This is a genomic window from Polyangiaceae bacterium, assembly GCA_020633235.1.
GTDB lineage: Bacteria > Myxococcota_A > Polyangia > Polyangiales > Polyangiaceae > JACKEA01.
Map to the genome: position 1 here is coordinate 217,558 of JACKEA010000005.1, position 15,871 is coordinate 233,428.

General features: G+C 69.6%; 17 protein-coding genes. 11 read left to right on the top strand and 6 right to left on the bottom strand.

What is annotated here, in order from left to right; genetic code table 11:
• The first annotated feature begins 47 nt into the window (after positions 1 to 47).
• Positions 48 to 3,380: a hypothetical protein gene (locus H6717_26820; protein ID MCB9580672.1), complete on the top strand. Its 3,333-nt coding sequence runs from the start codon at positions 48 to 50 to the stop codon at positions 3,378 to 3,380.
• 41 nt (positions 3,381 to 3,421) lie between these two features.
• On the opposite strand, the gene H6717_26825 is transcribed toward H6717_26820, so the two are convergent.
• Positions 3,422 to 4,483, bottom strand: a complete 1,062-nt coding sequence (locus H6717_26825) for an acyl-CoA dehydrogenase (protein MCB9580673.1) — start codon at positions 4,481 to 4,483, stop codon at positions 3,422 to 3,424.
• Positions 4,480 to 5,682, bottom strand: coding sequence for an acyl-CoA dehydrogenase family protein (locus H6717_26830; protein ID MCB9580674.1), 1,203 nt, complete (start codon positions 5,680 to 5,682; stop codon positions 4,480 to 4,482). Before H6717_26830 ends, H6717_26825 begins: the two co-directional genes overlap by 4 nt.
• Between H6717_26830 and H6717_26835 the strand changes: the two genes are divergently transcribed.
• The 4 genes from H6717_26835 to H6717_26850 all read left to right on the top strand — a co-directional run bounded on the left by H6717_26835 (position 5,681) and on the right by H6717_26850 (position 10,938).
• Positions 5,681 to 7,537 (top strand): hypothetical protein, encoded by a 1,857-nt coding sequence (locus H6717_26835; protein ID MCB9580675.1) that lies wholly within the window; start codon positions 5,681 to 5,683, stop codon positions 7,535 to 7,537. The two genes, H6717_26830 and H6717_26835, sit on opposite strands and share 2 nt — an antisense overlap.
• A complete protein-coding gene (locus H6717_26840; GenBank protein ID MCB9580676.1) occupies positions 7,534 to 8,748 on the top strand; it encodes an acyl-CoA dehydrogenase family protein in 1,215 nt (404 codons plus the stop codon). Before H6717_26835 ends, H6717_26840 begins: the two co-directional genes overlap by 4 nt.
• Positions 8,741 to 9,697: a hypothetical protein gene (locus H6717_26845; GenBank protein MCB9580677.1), complete on the top strand. Its 957-nt coding sequence runs from the start codon at positions 8,741 to 8,743 to the stop codon at positions 9,695 to 9,697. Before H6717_26840 ends, H6717_26845 begins: the two co-directional genes overlap by 8 nt.
• 98 nt (positions 9,698 to 9,795) lie before the next feature.
• Positions 9,796 to 10,938: an isocitrate/isopropylmalate dehydrogenase family protein gene (locus H6717_26850; GenBank protein ID MCB9580678.1), complete on the top strand. Its 1,143-nt coding sequence runs from the start codon at positions 9,796 to 9,798 to the stop codon at positions 10,936 to 10,938.
• Positions 10,939 to 10,991: 53 nt separating this feature from the next.
• Here H6717_26850 and H6717_26855 read toward each other — a convergent pair whose 3' ends face one another.
• From H6717_26855 to H6717_26865, 3 genes are all read right to left on the bottom strand, one after another.
• Entirely contained in the window at positions 10,992 to 11,822 is an 831-nt protein-coding gene (locus H6717_26855; GenBank protein MCB9580679.1) for a hypothetical protein, read from the bottom strand.
• Positions 11,823 to 11,900: 78 nt separating this feature from the next.
• Positions 11,901 to 12,485 (bottom strand): PepSY-associated TM helix domain-containing protein, encoded by a 585-nt coding sequence (locus H6717_26860; protein ID MCB9580680.1) that lies wholly within the window; start codon positions 12,483 to 12,485, stop codon positions 11,901 to 11,903.
• Positions 12,461 to 13,156 (bottom strand): molybdopterin-dependent oxidoreductase, encoded by a 696-nt coding sequence (locus tag H6717_26865; protein MCB9580681.1) that lies wholly within the window; start codon positions 13,154 to 13,156, stop codon positions 12,461 to 12,463. The genes H6717_26860 and H6717_26865 overlap by 25 nt, the downstream gene beginning before the upstream one ends.
• Before the next feature lie 103 nt (positions 13,157 to 13,259).
• Here H6717_26865 and H6717_26870 point away from each other — a divergent pair, with 103 nt between their 5' ends.
• The 6 genes from H6717_26870 to H6717_26895 are packed head-to-tail and all read left to right on the top strand — an operon-like array spanning position 13,260 to position 15,060.
• Entirely contained in the window at positions 13,260 to 14,108 is an 849-nt protein-coding gene (locus H6717_26870) for a class II glutamine amidotransferase (protein ID MCB9580682.1), read from the top strand.
• Positions 14,105 to 14,275: a hypothetical protein gene (locus H6717_26875; protein MCB9580683.1), complete on the top strand. Its 171-nt coding sequence runs from the start codon at positions 14,105 to 14,107 to the stop codon at positions 14,273 to 14,275. Before H6717_26870 ends, H6717_26875 begins: the two co-directional genes overlap by 4 nt.
• Positions 14,272 to 14,442: a hypothetical protein gene (locus tag H6717_26880; protein MCB9580684.1), complete on the top strand. Its 171-nt coding sequence runs from the start codon at positions 14,272 to 14,274 to the stop codon at positions 14,440 to 14,442. The genes H6717_26875 and H6717_26880 overlap by 4 nt, the downstream gene beginning before the upstream one ends.
• On the top strand, positions 14,439 to 14,609 hold the full coding sequence (locus H6717_26885) for a hypothetical protein (GenBank protein MCB9580685.1): 171 nt from the start codon (positions 14,439 to 14,441) through the stop codon (positions 14,607 to 14,609). Before H6717_26880 ends, H6717_26885 begins: the two co-directional genes overlap by 4 nt.
• The gene (locus H6717_26890) at positions 14,606 to 14,776 is read left to right on the top strand and encodes a hypothetical protein (GenBank protein MCB9580686.1); all 171 of its coding nucleotides are present in this window, start codon (positions 14,606 to 14,608) and stop codon (positions 14,774 to 14,776) included. Before H6717_26885 ends, H6717_26890 begins: the two co-directional genes overlap by 4 nt.
• Positions 14,773 to 15,060 carry a transcriptional regulator gene (locus H6717_26895; protein MCB9580687.1) on the top strand — a complete coding sequence of 96 codons (288 nt, stop codon included), beginning with the start codon at positions 14,773 to 14,775 and terminating at the stop codon, positions 15,058 to 15,060. Before H6717_26890 ends, H6717_26895 begins: the two co-directional genes overlap by 4 nt.
• Before the next feature lie 224 nt (positions 15,061 to 15,284).
• Here H6717_26895 and H6717_26900 read toward each other — a convergent pair whose 3' ends face one another.
• A complete protein-coding gene (locus H6717_26900) occupies positions 15,285 to 15,734 on the bottom strand; it encodes a hypothetical protein (GenBank protein MCB9580688.1) in 450 nt (149 codons plus the stop codon).
• Between the last annotated feature and the right edge of the window lie 137 nt (positions 15,735 to 15,871).

Genomic DNA, 15,871 nt, shown 5'->3' on the forward strand with positions numbered 1-15,871 from the left:
GTTGGTGCGGCGCGGAAGCTCGCGGCTTGATATCGTGCGAAGTCGGGATGGACGTCGTCGAACGCGTGGAACCGCTCCGTCACGTGGAGCGCGTGCGGCAGTTGGTGGAGCTCGGGCGCGCGGCGCGGGCAGGGGACGCCGGCGCGAACGACGCGATCGAGGCGCTTGCCGCGGCGCCGGACCGTTATCGGCGCTGCCTGGCGGTCGCCAGTTGCTACGGAAGTCGCGACCCCGTGCTGGTGCAGCGCATGCTCGGGGACACGTCGCGCGCCGTGCGGCGCCGCGCCCAGAAGGCGGCGGCGGTGGTGCTCGACGACGACGCCGTCGTGGTTGCGCTGTCCCGCGCTCCGTCGCGGGTGGCGCTCCGGCAGCTGGTGGCGTTGCTGGTGCAGCGACGGCGCCTCGCCCCGCTGCAGCGTTTCTTGGCGCAGGCCCTGGACGCGGAGCCTGAGCTCGTCGGGCACGCGGCGCCGGACGCTCTCCCAAAGTACGTCGAGGGTCTGTCGCCGGATGGGCTGCGCCGCGCGGCGCGTCGCCATCCCGAGGAGCTGGCGCGGCTGTTCGAGGCTCGCGTCGCAAGCTCCTTCGACCCGCGCACGCGCTATCAACTGTTGGCGGTGTTGCCGCTCCTCGCCAAGCACGCGGCGGCGGCCACGCTACCGCTCGTGAAGCGGCTGCTCGAGCAGGGCACGGAGCCGAAGCATTGGCTCAGCGCCAGCATGGCGCTGCTGCTGCGGCGGGAGCCGATCCTGACCTTCGACCTCTTGCGGCAGCTCCGGGAGTCACTGCGCCCGATGCCGCCACCGGGTCCCTTCGGCGCGGTGCGTTTCGACAAGGTGGTGCACCAGCTGGACGACGAGCGGCTCGCCTATCTCGTCGAGCACGCGGCGGCCACGCTGTCGGATGGCCCCCGCGCCCGGCGCTGGTTCTTGCGGCTGAGCGCGGCGCAGCGCGAGATCGTGATCGACGGCTTCTTGCGCCACGGCCGTGGGCGCTGGGGGGCGTTCCTGTTGCGCTACGTGCCGCCCGAGTCGAAGGACCGCGAGCGCGCCTTCCGGCGCTTTCGCGCCGCCGCACAGAACGAGGTGGGCGTCATTCCCCTCGCGCACCTGACGACGCTGCCGCGGGACCTGAAGGCGCGGGAAGCGCGCCGCCATCTGGAGGAAGTGCCGGCCCTGGCTACGCGCCCGGAAGAGCGCATCGCCTACGCCGCGCTGTTGCCCCTGGACGAAGCCGCGGCGGCCCTCGCGTCCTTCACCAGCCATCCCGACGGACCCGTGCGAGCGGTGGCGATGCGGGCCCTGGCGACCGTGCCCGCGACGTACCCCGAGGCCATGGCGGGCGCCCTCGAGCGGGTGGCGTCGCGCCGCTTCGAGCAAGATCCGGTGCGCCAGGCGATGCTCCTGGCGCTGTCGGAGCTGCCGCTGCGGGCCTTCTCTCGCGAAATCCTGCCGGCGCTGTCGGAGGTGTTTCAGCACGCCCTCGACGCAGCGGATCTGTCGCCGACGACGTCCTTTCACATCGAGCGGACATGTGTGCGGCTATTTCGTCGGGACGCGCCCTGGGCCGCGGAGTGGCTCTCGAAGCTCCTGGCCGTGCGCGGAGTGCCGTCCAGCCTGGGGCTGGTGGACGGCCTCACTCCGCGCGAGGCGCAAGCGCTCGCTCCGGCGGTGGAGACGCTGTGCCAGGAGTGGACCCACCGCGAGCGCGTGGGGGCGCTGCTGTGGCTCGCGCGCTCCTTCGGAGATCGACTCGCACAGGTTCCGGCCTTGGTGCGGGCCCTCGAGACCGTCGCCAGCGAACAGCCCTTCGTTCAAGTGGCTGGCCCAGCACTCGACCTCTTGCGCCGCCACGCGCCGGAGCGGTTCCGCGAGCTGTTCCCCGCGCTGCTCGCGAGCGACGCGAGCGCCATCGTGCTGCCCGCAGTGTCGCGGGCAGTGAGCACCTCGCGACAAGATCTGCTGCCGCCCTTCTTGAAGGGCGAGGTCATCAAGGGCCGCTTCGCCTCCGGGCGCAGCCAGTGGGTGATCGAGTTCGACGCGGGCTTGGGCACCTGGAGCGCGGCGCAACAGCGGGCGCAGGCGGGGCTCTTGGCAGCCATGGTGCACGATCCGAAACGCGACGTACCGACGCTCCGTCGAGGCGTGGGCGCGTTGGCGATGCTGGATTTCGCGCCCTTCGAGCACTGGACGGCGCTGGCGGAGGACGAGCGGCCCCCGATGCGGGAGCTGGTGACCCGCGCTCTCGGTCGCGTGGACGATCCGATGGCCCCGCGGCAGCTGCTCGAGGCCCTCGGGGACGAACGCTCGCGCTGGGCGATCTACGCGTTGCGGGCAGTGCTGCGGGAGCTGGCGCAAGAGCGCGTGCTCGCGCTCTTGCGCCAGGCGCCCATGAGCAAGGTGACGGTGGCCAAGGAAGTGCTGCGCCTCGCCGGCGAGCTGGCGGGCCGTGAAGGCTTCGAGTTCCTGATCGGGCTGGACCGCGGCGCGCTGCATCGCGACGTCAAGATCGCCCTGCTGCGGGCGCTGTGGGATCACCTGGACGACGAGCGCAGCTGGGCGGTGTTTGCCGAGGCGCTGGCCGATCCGGACTGGGTCGTCGCCAGCCGCTTGGCGGACGTTCCCGTGGCACGCCTGGCGGCCGATGCGGAGCGACGCCTCACCGAGCTCTTGGCCCAAGTGCTGGCGCGGCCGGAGCCGGAAGCGCGCCGCTATCTGCTGGCCCGGGCCGCCTACCTGCCGTTGGTGGATCGCGATCGTCTGCTATTTCAGAGCTGCCTCGCACACCTCGGCGCGCCGTACCAGGACGAGGTGACCACGGCTCTCGCCGCGGTGCTCCAGCGCATGGCCCCGAACGAAGCGCCCCAGGTGCTCGATCGCATCTGTGAGCTCATCGACCGCCGGCGCACGTTTCGCACGCTGCACACCGGGCTCGTGGCACGCCTGGGGCCCTACGCCTCCGTGCCCGTGCTGGCGGTGGGCCGCGGGCTTCTGGAGCGCATCGAGCCCGAGCCCACGTTGGTGCCGGAGAGCTTGGCCCTGGCCGCGGTGCTTCGGAGCGAGGGCGAGCTGGTCGCGCTCCTCACGCGCCTGTCCCAGCGCTCCCTGCTCCACTTCGACGCCATGGGCGCCGCCGTCGCGGCCATCGGCAGGGCCGTGCGCCCGGGGGCGCTCGAAGCGTTGCTCCGCGACGCAGACGATCCGCGGCTCCGCCGCCTCGGCCTCGCCGCCCTGGAGCTCGCCGCGCGCCCCAAGCGCGGCTGGACCAAAGAGCGCCGCGCCGTGCTCGAAGGCTACCGGGCCGATCCGGATCCGCTGGTAGCCGGCCACGCGCGCTTCGTGTTCCCGCCGGAGCGGCGACGCAAGAAGCCGAAGCCGTAGCGCCGCGACGGGCATCGCGCCGCACCAACAACCAAACGAGATCAGTCGAACAGCAGCTTGGCCAACGCGCGACGGTGGTAGCTGGCGTCGCCGAGGGAGGAGCGGCTGTCGAGGGCACGCTTGAAGAAGAAGTGCACGTCGGCGTCCCACGTGAAACCGAAGCCGCCGTGGAGCTGGACGCCCTTTCGGGCGGTGGCGGAGAACACGTCGCTGGCCATGGCCTTGGCCATGTGAGCGGGAGCCTGAAAACCTTCGCTGTCGAGCAAGCTGGCGGCGCCGAGGGCGAGATTGCGTGTCAGCTCGATGCCGATCATGGCGTCGACGATGGGATGCTTCACGGCCTGGAAGCTGCCGATGGCGCGGCCGAACTGCTTGCGATCGATGGCGTAGTCGCGGGTCATGGTCATCAGCGCTTCGGCGGCGCCGACCATTTCCGAAGCGAGCAGCGCGGCGCCCCGGAGGAGCGCGTCGCACAGACGCGTGCGACCGTCGCCGCCAAGACGCGCGCTCGGGCGGGCGCCATCGAGGAGCAGGCGCGCCGTCGGGCGCGTGGCGTCGACGCACTGCTCGGGGATCACCGTGACGCCGTGACCCGGGAGCTCGAGGCAGAACAGCGCGACCTCACCACCGGGCTCTCGGGCGGCGACGACGGCGAGCTCTGCCGCCTCGCCCCAGGGCACGCGGGACTTTTCGCCGTGGAGCAGCTGGCCATCGCTGCGGGTGGTGAGCGCGTCCGGGAGCCACGCGCCGCCGGGCTCCACGTGGGCCAAGGTGGCGATGCGCTCGCCGCGGAGGATCGCGGACGCCTCGGGGCCGTCGGCGTCGAGGGTGAGCAGGGCGAGCAGGGACGCGAAGTAGGGGCTCGGCAACAGCACTCGGCCCATCTCTTCGAGCAAGAGAGCGCGCAGCAAGCCACCCCCCTCCGGCGCGAGCCAGCCGAGCTCGGCCATCTCGCGATACAGCGAGCGATCGAAGTCCGTGGGGCCGCGGCTGCGGAGGCCGGACAGCGGCGCCCGCTCGGCGAGGAAGCGGCGCGCAGCCTGCCGTGCGAGCTCGTGCTCTTCAGTGAAGCCGAGAGCGGGCGGAGCGTAGCAGGGCGTCATTTGCTCTTCGGCAGGCCGAGGACCCGCTCCCCCAAGATGTTGCGCAGGATTTCGCTGGTGCCGCCGCCGATGGTCATACCGAAGGAGTTCATGTACGCCCGCGGCCACTCGCCGCCGTCGGGGGCGCTGGGCTCTCCGAGCCAAAGCCCTGCTTCAGGGCCGAGCAGCTCGCAGGCGAGCTCGGCGAGGCGCTGGTTCCACTCCGAGCCGACGAGCTTGTTCATCAGCGGCAGCGCCAGCGGGCGCTCGGCGTTGAGCGCCGCGGCTTCGGCCCGCGGGGTCGCGAAGGCCAACGCTTGCGCTTCGAGCCAAAGCTGCGCGATGCGATCGCGAAACACGGGGTCTTCGCTCCGTCCCGTGCGCCGCGCCAGCTCCACTAGCCGAGCGAGCTGCTCGAAGAACGGCGCCGCCCGCTCGCTGCTCGAGCCTTCGGCGGCGCCCCGCTCGAACATCAACGTCGTCATCGCGATGGCCCAGCCCTGGCCCAGCTCTCCGAGGAGCGCGTCTTGGGGCATCGGCGCGGAATCGAACACCACCTGGTTGAAGCCACCTTCGCCGGTCATCTTGATCAGCGGCTGGACGCTCACGCCGGGCGCGTCCATGGGGAACAAGAAGTAGGAAAGCCCTGCGTACTTGTGGGCCGTCGGATCCGTGCGAGCGAGCAGGATCATCCACTTGGCGAAGTGGGCGAGGGTGGTCCACACCTTGTGACCCGTCACGCTCCAGCCGTCGCTCGTCGCTTCGGCGCGCGTCGTGAGGCTCGCGAGATCGCTGCCCGCGCCCGGCTCGGAGAAGCCCTGACACCAGATCTCGTCGGCTCGCAGCAACGGGCGGAGCAAGCGCTGCTTCTGGGCTTCGGTGCCGTAGGTCAAGATCGTGGGCGCCACCCAGGTCAGGGCGATGGTGTTGACGAAGAAGGGCGCGCGGGCGCGAGCCAGCTCCCGCTCCACGATGCGCTTCTTGTCGGGTTGGATGCCGCGGCCGCCGTACGCCTCGGGAACGTCGAAGCCGAGGTAGCCGGCATCGTACACCTTGGCCTGCCAGGCCCGCAGGTAGTCGAACTGCTCCTTCGACTCCACCTCCAGGAACGTCTGCGGCAGCTTGAACTCCGGCCGCGGCGGGCGTTCCCGCGCGATGAACTCGCGGACTTCGCGCTCGAAGGCCTCACTCATGGCCCGGCAGGGTAGCATTGCCGGCATGAAGCGCGCTGTCGCTGCGCTGCTGCTGTTCTGCGTGGCCCTGGCGCTGGCCTGGCCGCGGGCCCGAGCGCGGGGCTGGGCGTGGAGCGACCTGGGCGCCCCCGTCGCGGGCTATCGGCTGTCACCCCCGCGGCGGGGCCAGGAGCACGACGTGGTGTTCGTCGCCTCGCGGGGCGACGAACACATCGAGCTCCACGTGGTGCCCAAGGGCCAGTGGCAGGACGTGCTGGAGACTCCGAGCTTCGGCGTCGACTTCGAGGAGCCTCGTTCGAAAGCGCCGGACGCAGGGGCTGTGACGCGCGCCTTTGCGGAGCGCGTTCGCGCGCGCGATCCCGGCGGGCTCAGCGTGGACGGCGTGCCGCTGGTGCGCGCCGCGAGGTTGCCGCGCCCCGGCATCGCGTTCGCGCTGTGCGTGCTCGCTGCCGTGCTGCTCCTGGGCACGCTTCCGCGCGCTGCCCTGTGGGTCGCGCTGTCCACGCTGAGCGTGGGCTTGGTGCTCCGAGCGCTACACCTCGACTTGCCCTTTGCCTGGGACCAGGACGTGCAGCGCATCCAGATCGGCGCCTCGTCTTGGAGCGAGATCCTCGCCGGGGCGGGCCTCCGTGATCGGCGGCCGCCAGGGCTCTTCGTGCTGCTGCATGCCGTGCAGGTGTTCGGGCAAGCGGAGTGGGTCGTGCGCTTGCCGGCGCTGCTCGCGGGCGCATTACTTCCGGCAGGGCTAGTGTTTGCGCTCTGGCGCGCACGCGGTCGAATCGGAGCGGCGGCATGCGTGGCGGCCGTCGTGGCCGCGCTCTCGCCGGTGCTCGTGGCGCGGTCCCGCGAGGTCAGCGAGCTCACGCTGGTGGGCCTCCTGCTGGTGCTGCTGGCGGGAGAGGCGACGCGGCGCTCGCGCGCCGCTGCAGTGCTCACGGCGCTTTGCCTTTGGCTCGATTACCTCGCGCTGTTCGCGATCCTTCCCGCGGTGGCCATGCTGTGGTGGCGCGACCGCAAACCACCCCGCTGGCTGCTCTTGGGCATGGCGCTGGGCGCGCCGTCGCTGGTGCTGGGCTACCGCGCCTGGATGGCGGACCGCATCGCCCACGACGTCGCTGTGGCGCGGCCACAGATCGCTTGGGGAGCGCGCAGCCTGGGGGAGATCTCCCTGGGCGTGGGCAGCGAGATCGCCGGCGGCGTGGGCGTGGCGCTGGCGTTGACGGCGGCGGGGCTCTGGATCTGGCGTCGGAGCGTGCTCTCCACGCTGGCGGGGACCATGGCGCTCGGCCTGCTGATCGCCGTGCTCGCGCTGTCGCCCTTCGTGCGCATGCAGCCCTACTACGCGGTGCTGGCACTACCGCTCCTGCTCCAGGTCGTGGCCGAGGCGGAGCTGCCCGTCGCCGGCCAGGTGTGGATCGCGGCGGCGGGAGTCGCGTTTTTGGTGCGTGCCGCACCGCTGCTCCCGCCGCTGTACGCGTCCGGGCCGAGCTTTCGGGGATTCGCCGAGGAGATCCGCCGCGCCGGCCAAACCCGCGTGGCGACGGTCGCCTTCTACGATGCGACGCTGCTCGCCTACGAGCTCGCGCGCCAAGAGGGCGTGACCCTGCGAGTCGACCGCATCCGGCGGAGCGAGGACGAGATCCGCGTGGCGGGCCTGGCGGAGACGCTGGTGCCGTTGGTCTGGACTCACGCCCCGGGGGCGGATCCCGACACCGCGGCCCTGCGGCGGCTGCGGGCTCTGGGCCCGAGCTGGGTGCTGAGCCGCCCCGATCTCGAGCTGCCCGCCCTCGACCGAGAGCTCGCGCGCTGCGCCGTGGTCCGCGAGACCGCCGTCGCCCGGCTCTTGTCCTGCCCCGCCGATGCCGTACCCTCGGGGCGATGATCGAGTGGAGCGAGCAGCACCGGGCCATTCGCGACGCCTTTCGGCGCTTCGTGGAAAAAGAGATCGTCCCTCGCCGGGAGGAGCTCGAGCACGGCGACCTGCCGCCTTATGACGTGCTCCGCAAGATGTTCGAGACCTTCGGTCTACGAGACATGGCGCTGGCGCGCTTCGCTGCTGATCTGGAGCGCACGCCCAAGCCGGAGTCGGACGAGATCAAACCCAATCCCGCCGCCGGCGAGATGATGGCGATGCAGATGATCCCCATCGTGGAGCTCTCGCGCCACAGCCCGGGCATGGTCACGGCGCTCGGGGTGAGCGCCGGGCTCACCGCCGGCACCATCATGAGCAAGGGCACCCGCGCCCAGAAAGAACGCTGGGCCAGGGATCTGCTGACCCTCGACAAGATCGGCGCCTGGGCCATCACCGAGCCGGGCTCGGGCTCCGACGCCTTCGGATCCATGAAGGCCAGCGCTCGGCGGGATGGCGACGGCTACCTGCTGAACGGCAACAAGACGTTCATCACCAACGGCCCCTACGCCGACACCATCGTGTTCATCTGCAAGCTCGATGAAGGCAACGACCCGAAGGACCGCAAGGTGCTGAGCTTCGTGCTGGAGCGTGGCATGTCGGGCCTCGAGCAGAGCAAGCCGCTACGCAAGATGGGCATGCATTCGTCGCCCACGGGGGAGCTGTTCCTGAGCGACGTGCGGGTCGACAAGGACCGCTTGCTCGGCGAAACGGAGGACATTTCCTATCGCACCGGCGCGAAAGACACCTTCAAGGCGGAGCGCACGGGCGTGGTGGCCATGGCCCTCGGCATCGTGGAGCGCTGCCTCGAGCTCAGTGTGGAGTACGCCAAGACGCGGGTGCAGTTCGGCCGTCCCATCGGCGAGTTCCAGCTGATCCAGCTCAAGCTCGCCAAGATGGAAGTGGCGCGCATGAACATCCAGAACCTCGCCTATCGCATCATCGAGCTCACGGGCGCCGGCAAGAAGATGAGCCTGGCGGAAGCCAGCGCCTGCAAGCTGTACTGTGCCGGCGCCGCCATGGAGGTCGCGCTGGAGGCGGTGCAGCTCTTCGGCGGCAACGGTTACATGGCGGAGTACCAGGTGGAGCAGCTCGCCCGGGACGCCAAGGTGCTGCAGATCTACGGCGGCACCGACGAGATCCAGGTCTCTCAGATCGCCCGCAGTCTGATGCGCGATGCGTGAGGTGCTCGTCGCGCTGCTGCTCGTCGCCTGCTCGTCCAGCGAAGCGGCGACGCCTCGAGCCGAAGTGGACTCGGGCGCCGACGCCGCTTTCGACTCGGGCGCCGACGCTGCTCTCGAGTCCGGTGCCGACGCCGCCGCGGACTCCGGTGCCGACGCGCCCGGCTTGCCGGCGTGTCCCAGCTTCGCGGAGCCCGTCGCCGCCGGCGTGGTGGATGCGCCCGCCATCACCGAGGCCAGCGGCATCGTCGCCGGCTCCACGGGCTACTGGGTACACAACGACTCGGGGGACTCCCCGCGCGTCTTCCACCTCGACGCGCAGGGTCAGCTCACCGCCACCGTGAACGTCTCCGGCGCCCAGGCCGTGGACTGGGAAGACATCGCGCGCGCCCCCGGTGTGGCGCTGTACCTGGGCGACATCGGCGACAACGCCAAGCAGCGGAGCTCCGTGCGCGTGTATCGCATCCCCGAGCCCACCGCCCAGAGCGTGAGCGCCGAAGCCCTCACATTGACGTACCCGGAGGGCAAGGCCTGGAACGCCGAGACGCTGCTCGTGGACCCGCTGAGCGGTGACCTGTACATCGTCACCAAGGAAGTGCTCGGCAGCTCGCCGGTGTTTCGCGCCGGGGCACCCCTCGCGTTCGGGGGCAGCATGGAGCTCGAGCAGGTCGCCGTCGTCGACTTCGCCAAGCTCGGCGGCGGCACCCTGGCCACCGGAGGCGACGTCTCCCCGGACGGCAGCCTGGTGGTGGTGCGCACCTACGGCACGGCCTTCGCGTGGCGCCGGCCCGCGGGGGCGCGCCTCGAAGCCGCCTTCGCCACCGAGCCGTGCCCACTGCCTCTCGCCAAGGAGCCCCAAGGCGAGGCCATCGGCTTCTCCCACGACGGCACGAGCCTGCTCACGGTGAGTGAGGGCACGTCTCCCACGCTGTACCGCTCCGACCGCCTCTGATCATTTGTTTGTTGGTTCGGCGCGACGCCCGTCAGTTGTTGCCGCAGCGCGTCTTTCCTCGCGCTTGACCCATCCGGGGCACGCGGGCATGGCTAGGCATGGCGAAGACCTACGACGTCGTGCTGCTGCCGGGGGATGGCATTGGTCGCGAGATCGCCACCCAGGCGCGGCGCGTGCTCGACCGCGTGCAGAAAGCTTTCAAACTCTCCTTCGCGATCGACGAGATCCCCTGTGGTGGGCAGTACTTCCTCGAGCACGGTCGCGATTGGCCGGAAGGCTCGGAGGCGCGCTGTCATCAAGCCGACGTGATCCTGCTCGGAGCCGTCGGCTGGCCGTCGCCTACGGGCAAGGGCCCCGTGATGATGCCCAACGGTCACATGGCGGGGTACTCGCCGGTGCTCGGGAACCGCACGCGGTTGGATCTGTTCGCGAACATCCGCCCGGTGAAGTTGTACGACGGCGTCACGCATCGGATCAGCGGCGCGCATCAGCAGGTGTGGAAGCCCGAGAACGTCGACATGGTGTTCGTGCGCGAGAACACCGAGGGGCTCTACTCCGGAATGGGTGGCACGTCGCGCCCCGGCGGGCGTGCGCTGGCCGCGACGGACGTGCGCCTCATCACCCGCGCGGCGTCGGAGCGCGTCATCCGGCTTGCCTTCGAGCTTGCCAAGAAGCGCAATGGCGCGCCCAAGGACGGGAAGCGCCGAGTGACGGTGCTGGTGAAGAACAACGTGCTCGAGGGTTGTCGCCTGTTCGACGAAGTCTTCGGAGAGGTCGGCCGGGAGTACCCGGAAATCGACAAGGACGTGGCCATCGTCGACGCCTTCACCCAGTGGCTCATCGGGCAGCCGGAGTACTACGACGTGGTGGTCACCACGAACATGTTCGGGGACATCGTGACCGATCTCGCCTCCGTGCTGCAGGGCGGGATGGGCCTCGCCGTGGGCTGCAACGTGGGGGACGAGCACGGCATGTTCGAGCCCATCCACGGCTCCGCGCCGAAGCACGCGGGACAGGACAAGGCGAACCCCATGGCCATGATCCTGGCCACGGGGGAAGCGCTCAAGTGGCTCGGAGATCGCAAGGACGACGCGGATCTGGTGAAAGCGGGGGATGCCGTGGAGAGCGCGGTGCGTGCGGTGCTCGCCGAAGGCAAGACGCTGACCTACGATCTGGTCGGTACCGAGCGGGCCGCCAAGATGAGCGCCGTGACGGACGCGGTGCTGACCCAGCTGAGCTGAGCCGGCGGGCCGCGAGGTTCCGCGGCGGACCGACATCAAAATGAACCGAGAGGCTACTCTCCGAACACGGAGATGCGGGCGTCGAGGGCGATGCGACCTTCGCCCGGAAGCAGGCGGACGACGCGGATGCTCTCGGCGTCGTCGTGGCCGAGGAGCGTGAGCCAGGTGCCGGCGTCGCTCTGCACCAAACCGCGGACGGAGAAATCGTCGTAGCTCTCGACGGGCTTTCCGAGCTCGTCGGCGACGACGACGCGCACGCTCTCTTCGCTGTGATGGGGGGCGACGTGATGGATGAAGCTCAGCTGATACAGGCTGAAGTCCGCGTCGGGGACGTCGAAGCGGCTCTGCCAGATCTCGTCCTGGTCAAGCTCCGGATCCGGCGTGAGGCCGCGCTCTTGGCCCATGTCGGGCTCGACCCAGCGGACCGAGCCGATGGAGCCGGGGAGGGCGAGGGCGAAGCCCTGGGAGATGCGGGTGGCGCAGTCCGAGAGGGCGCGGGCAGTCCAGGTGCTGGAGGGCAGGGCCAGCACGACGCGCTCGCGGCTCTCGGCGCGGCACTGGCCGGCGGGGCCGACGACGACGAAAGTTGTCGGGATGGCTGCGGCGCGAAACAGGACGCGGGCTTCGTCGGACGATGGAGCGTGGGCCGCGCTCGGCTCGGTCAGGGCGTAGGCGGCGCCTTCGGCGCGGACCACGACAAAGGCGCGGTCCGCGATGGTGGTGGGCGCCATCGTGCTCTCGTGAACCGGCGGCGAGACGCGCACCTGGGGAGCTCGGGTGGCGCAGCCGGACATGAGGAGCACCACGAGCAGCAGCAGGACGAGGTTCAGCAGCGCGAGGAGCAGAGCGTGGGCGCCGCGGGGTGGGGCGACGAAGGGCAGCATGCCCCGAACCCTGGCAACTCGCGTGCCGGCGCTATTTTGCGGATCTTTCGTGGGGACGCGTGGCCCCCGCGACACGCGTCAGGGACCGCCGGACAACACCACGTAGGCCACCGGCACGGCGGCGCCGATTAGCGCGATGACGGCGCCGCGGCCCTTGAGGCCCTTCTTTCCGGGGATCATGAACAGCCCCGAGCCCGCCAAGAACAACAGGATGACGGCATAGCTGTCGGCCACGTAGGACCACGCCTTCTTGCCGCGGTTCAGGTGCAGCCAGTTGGCAAGACGCAGGAAGAAGCGCGGTTTCTGGCCCTCTTCGTTGACGGTGCCGTTTTCGGTGTTCACGTGGAAGGTGCGCTCCTTCAGCACGATGTCGAGCTGGGTGTCGTCGGCGCGATAGACCTCGTCGGGCTTTTCTTTCACCTTCAGCTCGCCGAGCACCTTGTCCGCGATGGCGTCGTCGCCTTCCGGCAGCGGCGTGGCGACGTGATGGGTACGGTTGATCTGGGTGAAGTTCGGGTCCCAGTCCTTGATGTGATTCACGGCGAGACCGCTCAGGGCGTAGATCACCGTGAGCCCGACGACGAAGTAGCCCGCGTCCCGATGCAGCGCGCGGAGCCACGGTCGCAGCTTGAGCTTCTTCAACTGTAGCGCTCTTCCTTCCAGGGATCGGCGTGGTTGTTGTAGCCGCGGTTCTCCCAGTAGCCGGGCTCGTCCCGGGAGACGAAGCGAATGCCCGTGATCCACTTCGCGCTCTTCCAGAAGTAGAGGTCGGGCACCACCACGCGAGCCGGAGCACCGTGGGAGCGGGGCAGGGGACGACCCGCGAGGTGATGCACGATCATCACGCTGTCGGCGAGGGCTTCCTGGATGCGCACGTTCGAGGTGTAGCCGTGGGCGGCTTCGAAGATCACGTGGCGCGCGTGCTTCTTCGGCTTGGCGCGGGCGGCGAGGTCCTTCACCTTCACGCCCTTCATGGCGACGTCGAGGGCGGTCCAACCGGTCACGCAGTGCACGTCGACCTTACGCTCCGTCTGCGGCAGCGCGAGCAGCTCCTTGAAGCTGACGCTGAAGGGCTTTTCCACCAGGCCGTGCACCTTCAGGGAGAAGTCTCCGGGATTGGGGCTGCCCGCGTCCCCGCCCATGGGCTTGAGGTGGCTGATCACGCGCTGGCCCGGCGGCACCCGCGGGCGGCCGTCGGCCCGGGCCTCGGCGATGGGCTCGTCCAGCACCACCCATAAGCTGCCGAGCAGGGAAACGACGGTGCCTGCGGCCGCGGCCTGGACGAAGCGGCGGCGGGCGACGAGGCGATCGAGAGGGCTGTCTTGTCGGGGCATGGTCTGAGTTTTCGTACGCTCCACCGAGCCTACTGGTTACGTGCGACAACCAGCCTCGGATCGCCTGAAAAGCCCAGGTGTGGCATGCTGGGGCGCTTTCTACATGTGTCGTCTTTTCGGCTTTCGCAGCGTCATTCCCAGTCAAGTGCACCGATCCCTGCTGGCGGCGGAGAACGCCCTCGGGGTGCAGAGCAACGACCACCCGGACGGTTGGGGCGTTGCATTTTACGTGGACGGGGCGCCCCACGTCACCCGCAGCCCCCAGTTCGCGCTGGGCGATCAGCTGTTTCATCGGCTGAGCGGCGTGGTCTCGTCGGAGACCGTGCTGGCTCACGTGCGCAAGGCGACTCAGGGGGAGAAGACCGTCCTCAACTGCCATCCGTTTCAATACGGCCGCTGGGTCTTCGCCCACAACGGGGACATCCCGGAGTTCGAGAAGTACCGCTCGGCGCTCCTGCGCGAGGTGGCTCCGAGGCTCCGGGGCTTCATCCTGGGAGACACCGACAGCGAGACGGTGTTCTTCATCTTCCTGTCGCGGCTGGCCGAGATCGGCCCGCTGTCGCGGCGACATTCCGCGGAGGACGTGACACGGGCGCTGAAGAGCGCCCTGCTGAAGGTGCGGGAGATCGTCGACGTCGACAAGCGCGCGCTGCTCACCACCATCGTGACCGACGGCGACACCATGGTCGCGAGCCACGGCGGCAAGGAGCTGTTCTGGTCGAGCTACAAGAACCGCTGTGCCGACCGCGACGACTGTCCCAGCCTGTCTCCGGAGTGCGAAGCGCCGAGCGAGAGCGGCTTCGTCAATCACCTGATCCTCTCGAGCGAGCCGCTACAGGGCGAAAACGTGTGGCTCGAGCTCCAGGAAGGCGACGTGATCGGCATCGACTGGCGCATGCGCGTGCACAAGACCCGGCTCGATCGTGTGGCGCTGCCGGTGGCTCGAGCATGAGCCAAGCGCTCACGGACGCCCTGGTCAGCATTCGCGAGAAGGACGTCGAGCACATCGAGCGGTCACTGGCGCGCGCCGGCGAGGGCCTCGTGGTGGAGCCGGCTGTGTGCCAGGAGTGCGGCTTCGGCTTCGAGAAGCGCGAGGCGCTGCCGGTGGCTCGAGCATGAGCCAAGCGCTCACGGACGCCCTGGTCAGCATTCGCGAGAAGGACGTCGAGCACATCGACCGGTCACTGGCGCGCACCGGCGAGCGCCTCGTGGTGGAGCCTGCTGTGTGCCAGGAGTGCGGCTTCGGTTTCGAGAAGCGCGAGGCGCTGCCGGTGGCTCGAGCATGAGCCAAGCGCTCACGGACGCCCTGGTCAGCATTCGCGAGAAGGACGTCGAGCACATCGACCGGTCACTGGCGCGCACCGGCGAGCGCCTCGTGGTGGAGCCTGCTGTGTGCCAGGAGTGCGGCTTCGGTTTCGAGAAGCGCGAGGCGCTGCCGGTGGCTCGAGCATGAGCCAAGCGCTCACGGACGCCCTGGTCAGCATTCGCGAGAAGGACGTCGAGCACATCGACCGGTCACTGGCGCGCACCGGCGAGCGCCTCGTGGTGGAGCCGGCTGTGTGCCAGGAGTGCGGCTTCGGTTTCGAGAAGCGCGAGGCGCTGCCGGTGGCTCGAGCATGAGCACGGTGCGCCAAGCGCTCACGGACGCCCTCCGCGACCGAGCCCTCGACGCTCACGAGCTGTCGTACCTGGTCAGCATTCGCGAGAAGGACGTGGCAGAGCACCTCGAGCACATCGAGCGGTCACTGGCGCGCACCGGCGAGCGCCTCGTGGTGGAGCCGGCTGTGTGCCAGGAGTGCGGCTTCGGCTTCAAGAAGCGCGAAAAGAAGACGCGTCCCTCGCGCTGCCCCAAGTGCCAGAGCGAACGCATCACCGCGCCGCGATTTCGAGTCGAAGCGCGCTAGCGCGACGCGATGTGCGGCGCGACCTGATGTGCGGCGCGACGTAGTGTGGCGGCGCGACGTGATGTGACGGCGCGACGTAGTGTGACGGCGCGACGTGATGAGACGGCGCGACGTGATGAGACGGCGCGACGTGATGTGGCGGCGCGACGTGATGTGGCGGCGCGACGTGATGTGGCGGCGCGACGTGATGTGGCGGCGCGACGTGATGTGACGGCGCGACGTGCTCAGAATCCGACGCCCACGGTAATGGGCGTCATGATGGTGTTGTCGCCGTCGGTCAAGATGAGCGAGACGCGCGCTTGGCCGAACAGCTTCACCGGGCCCAGAGGGATGTCGATGCCAAGGCCGATGGTCATCATCGGGTCCACGTTGGCCTTCGCGTCGGTCTCTTTGGTCGTGTCGCCCAGGCGAACGGTGAGCTTGGTGGCGTCCGTGATGCCTGCTCCCGCGCCGCCCAGAAGGAAGGGGGACGCGCCGGACCTGGCCAAGGCGTAGCGGGCGTAGAAGTAGGCTTCGGTGGCCACGAAGGTGCCGCCGTGGATCTCGTAGGGCACGTCGTTCGGCACACCTTGCGCCCGCCACTGGTCTCGTACTCCCTCGGTGTCGATGGCGAAGCGGTGGTGGTACACGGCGAACCCGAGCGCCGTGCGTTTCGACTTTCCCACAGTGTCCATGAGCTCGAGGCCACCGTGGAAGCCGAGGGAATACAGATCCGTGAACGCCGAGGGTTCGAGTGGCGCTGCAACGCCGCCTCCGACGCGAAGCGACTGGGCATGTGCGGGCGGCGCCGCCGCGACCGTCAGCAGTCCAG

What these genes read in the sequence shown, in the direction of transcription:
- H6717_26875 (MCB9580683.1), top strand. Translation starts at nt 14,105, where the DNA reads ATGAGCCAAGCGCTCACGGACGCCCTGGTCAGCATTCGCGAGAAGGAC.
- H6717_26840 (MCB9580676.1), top strand. Translation starts at nt 7,534, where the DNA reads ATGATCGAGTGGAGCGAGCAGCACCGGGCCATTCGCGACGCCTTTCGG.
- H6717_26830 (MCB9580674.1), bottom strand. Translation starts at nt 5,682, where the DNA reads ATGCCGGCAATGCTACCCTGCCGGGCCATGAGTGAGGCCTTCGAGCGC.
- H6717_26895 (MCB9580687.1), top strand. Translation starts at nt 14,773, where the DNA reads ATGAGCACGGTGCGCCAAGCGCTCACGGACGCCCTCCGCGACCGAGCC.
- H6717_26845 (MCB9580677.1), top strand. Translation starts at nt 8,741, where the DNA reads ATGCGTGAGGTGCTCGTCGCGCTGCTGCTCGTCGCCTGCTCGTCCAGC.
- H6717_26850 (MCB9580678.1), top strand. Translation starts at nt 9,796, where the DNA reads ATGGCGAAGACCTACGACGTCGTGCTGCTGCCGGGGGATGGCATTGGT.
- H6717_26835 (MCB9580675.1), top strand. Translation starts at nt 5,681, where the DNA reads ATGAAGCGCGCTGTCGCTGCGCTGCTGCTGTTCTGCGTGGCCCTGGCG.
- H6717_26880 (MCB9580684.1), top strand. Translation starts at nt 14,272, where the DNA reads ATGAGCCAAGCGCTCACGGACGCCCTGGTCAGCATTCGCGAGAAGGAC.
- H6717_26870 (MCB9580682.1), top strand. Translation starts at nt 13,260, where the DNA reads ATGTGTCGTCTTTTCGGCTTTCGCAGCGTCATTCCCAGTCAAGTGCAC.
- H6717_26900 (MCB9580688.1), bottom strand. Translation starts at nt 15,734, where the DNA reads ATGGACACTGTGGGAAAGTCGAAACGCACGGCGCTCGGGTTCGCCGTG.
- H6717_26890 (MCB9580686.1), top strand. Translation starts at nt 14,606, where the DNA reads ATGAGCCAAGCGCTCACGGACGCCCTGGTCAGCATTCGCGAGAAGGAC.
- H6717_26885 (MCB9580685.1), top strand. Translation starts at nt 14,439, where the DNA reads ATGAGCCAAGCGCTCACGGACGCCCTGGTCAGCATTCGCGAGAAGGAC.
- H6717_26865 (MCB9580681.1), bottom strand. Translation starts at nt 13,156, where the DNA reads ATGCCCCGACAAGACAGCCCTCTCGATCGCCTCGTCGCCCGCCGCCGC.
- H6717_26825 (MCB9580673.1), bottom strand. Translation starts at nt 4,483, where the DNA reads ATGACGCCCTGCTACGCTCCGCCCGCTCTCGGCTTCACTGAAGAGCAC.
- H6717_26820 (MCB9580672.1), top strand. Translation starts at nt 48, where the DNA reads ATGGACGTCGTCGAACGCGTGGAACCGCTCCGTCACGTGGAGCGCGTG.
- H6717_26855 (MCB9580679.1), bottom strand. Translation starts at nt 11,822, where the DNA reads ATGCTGCCCTTCGTCGCCCCACCCCGCGGCGCCCACGCTCTGCTCCTC.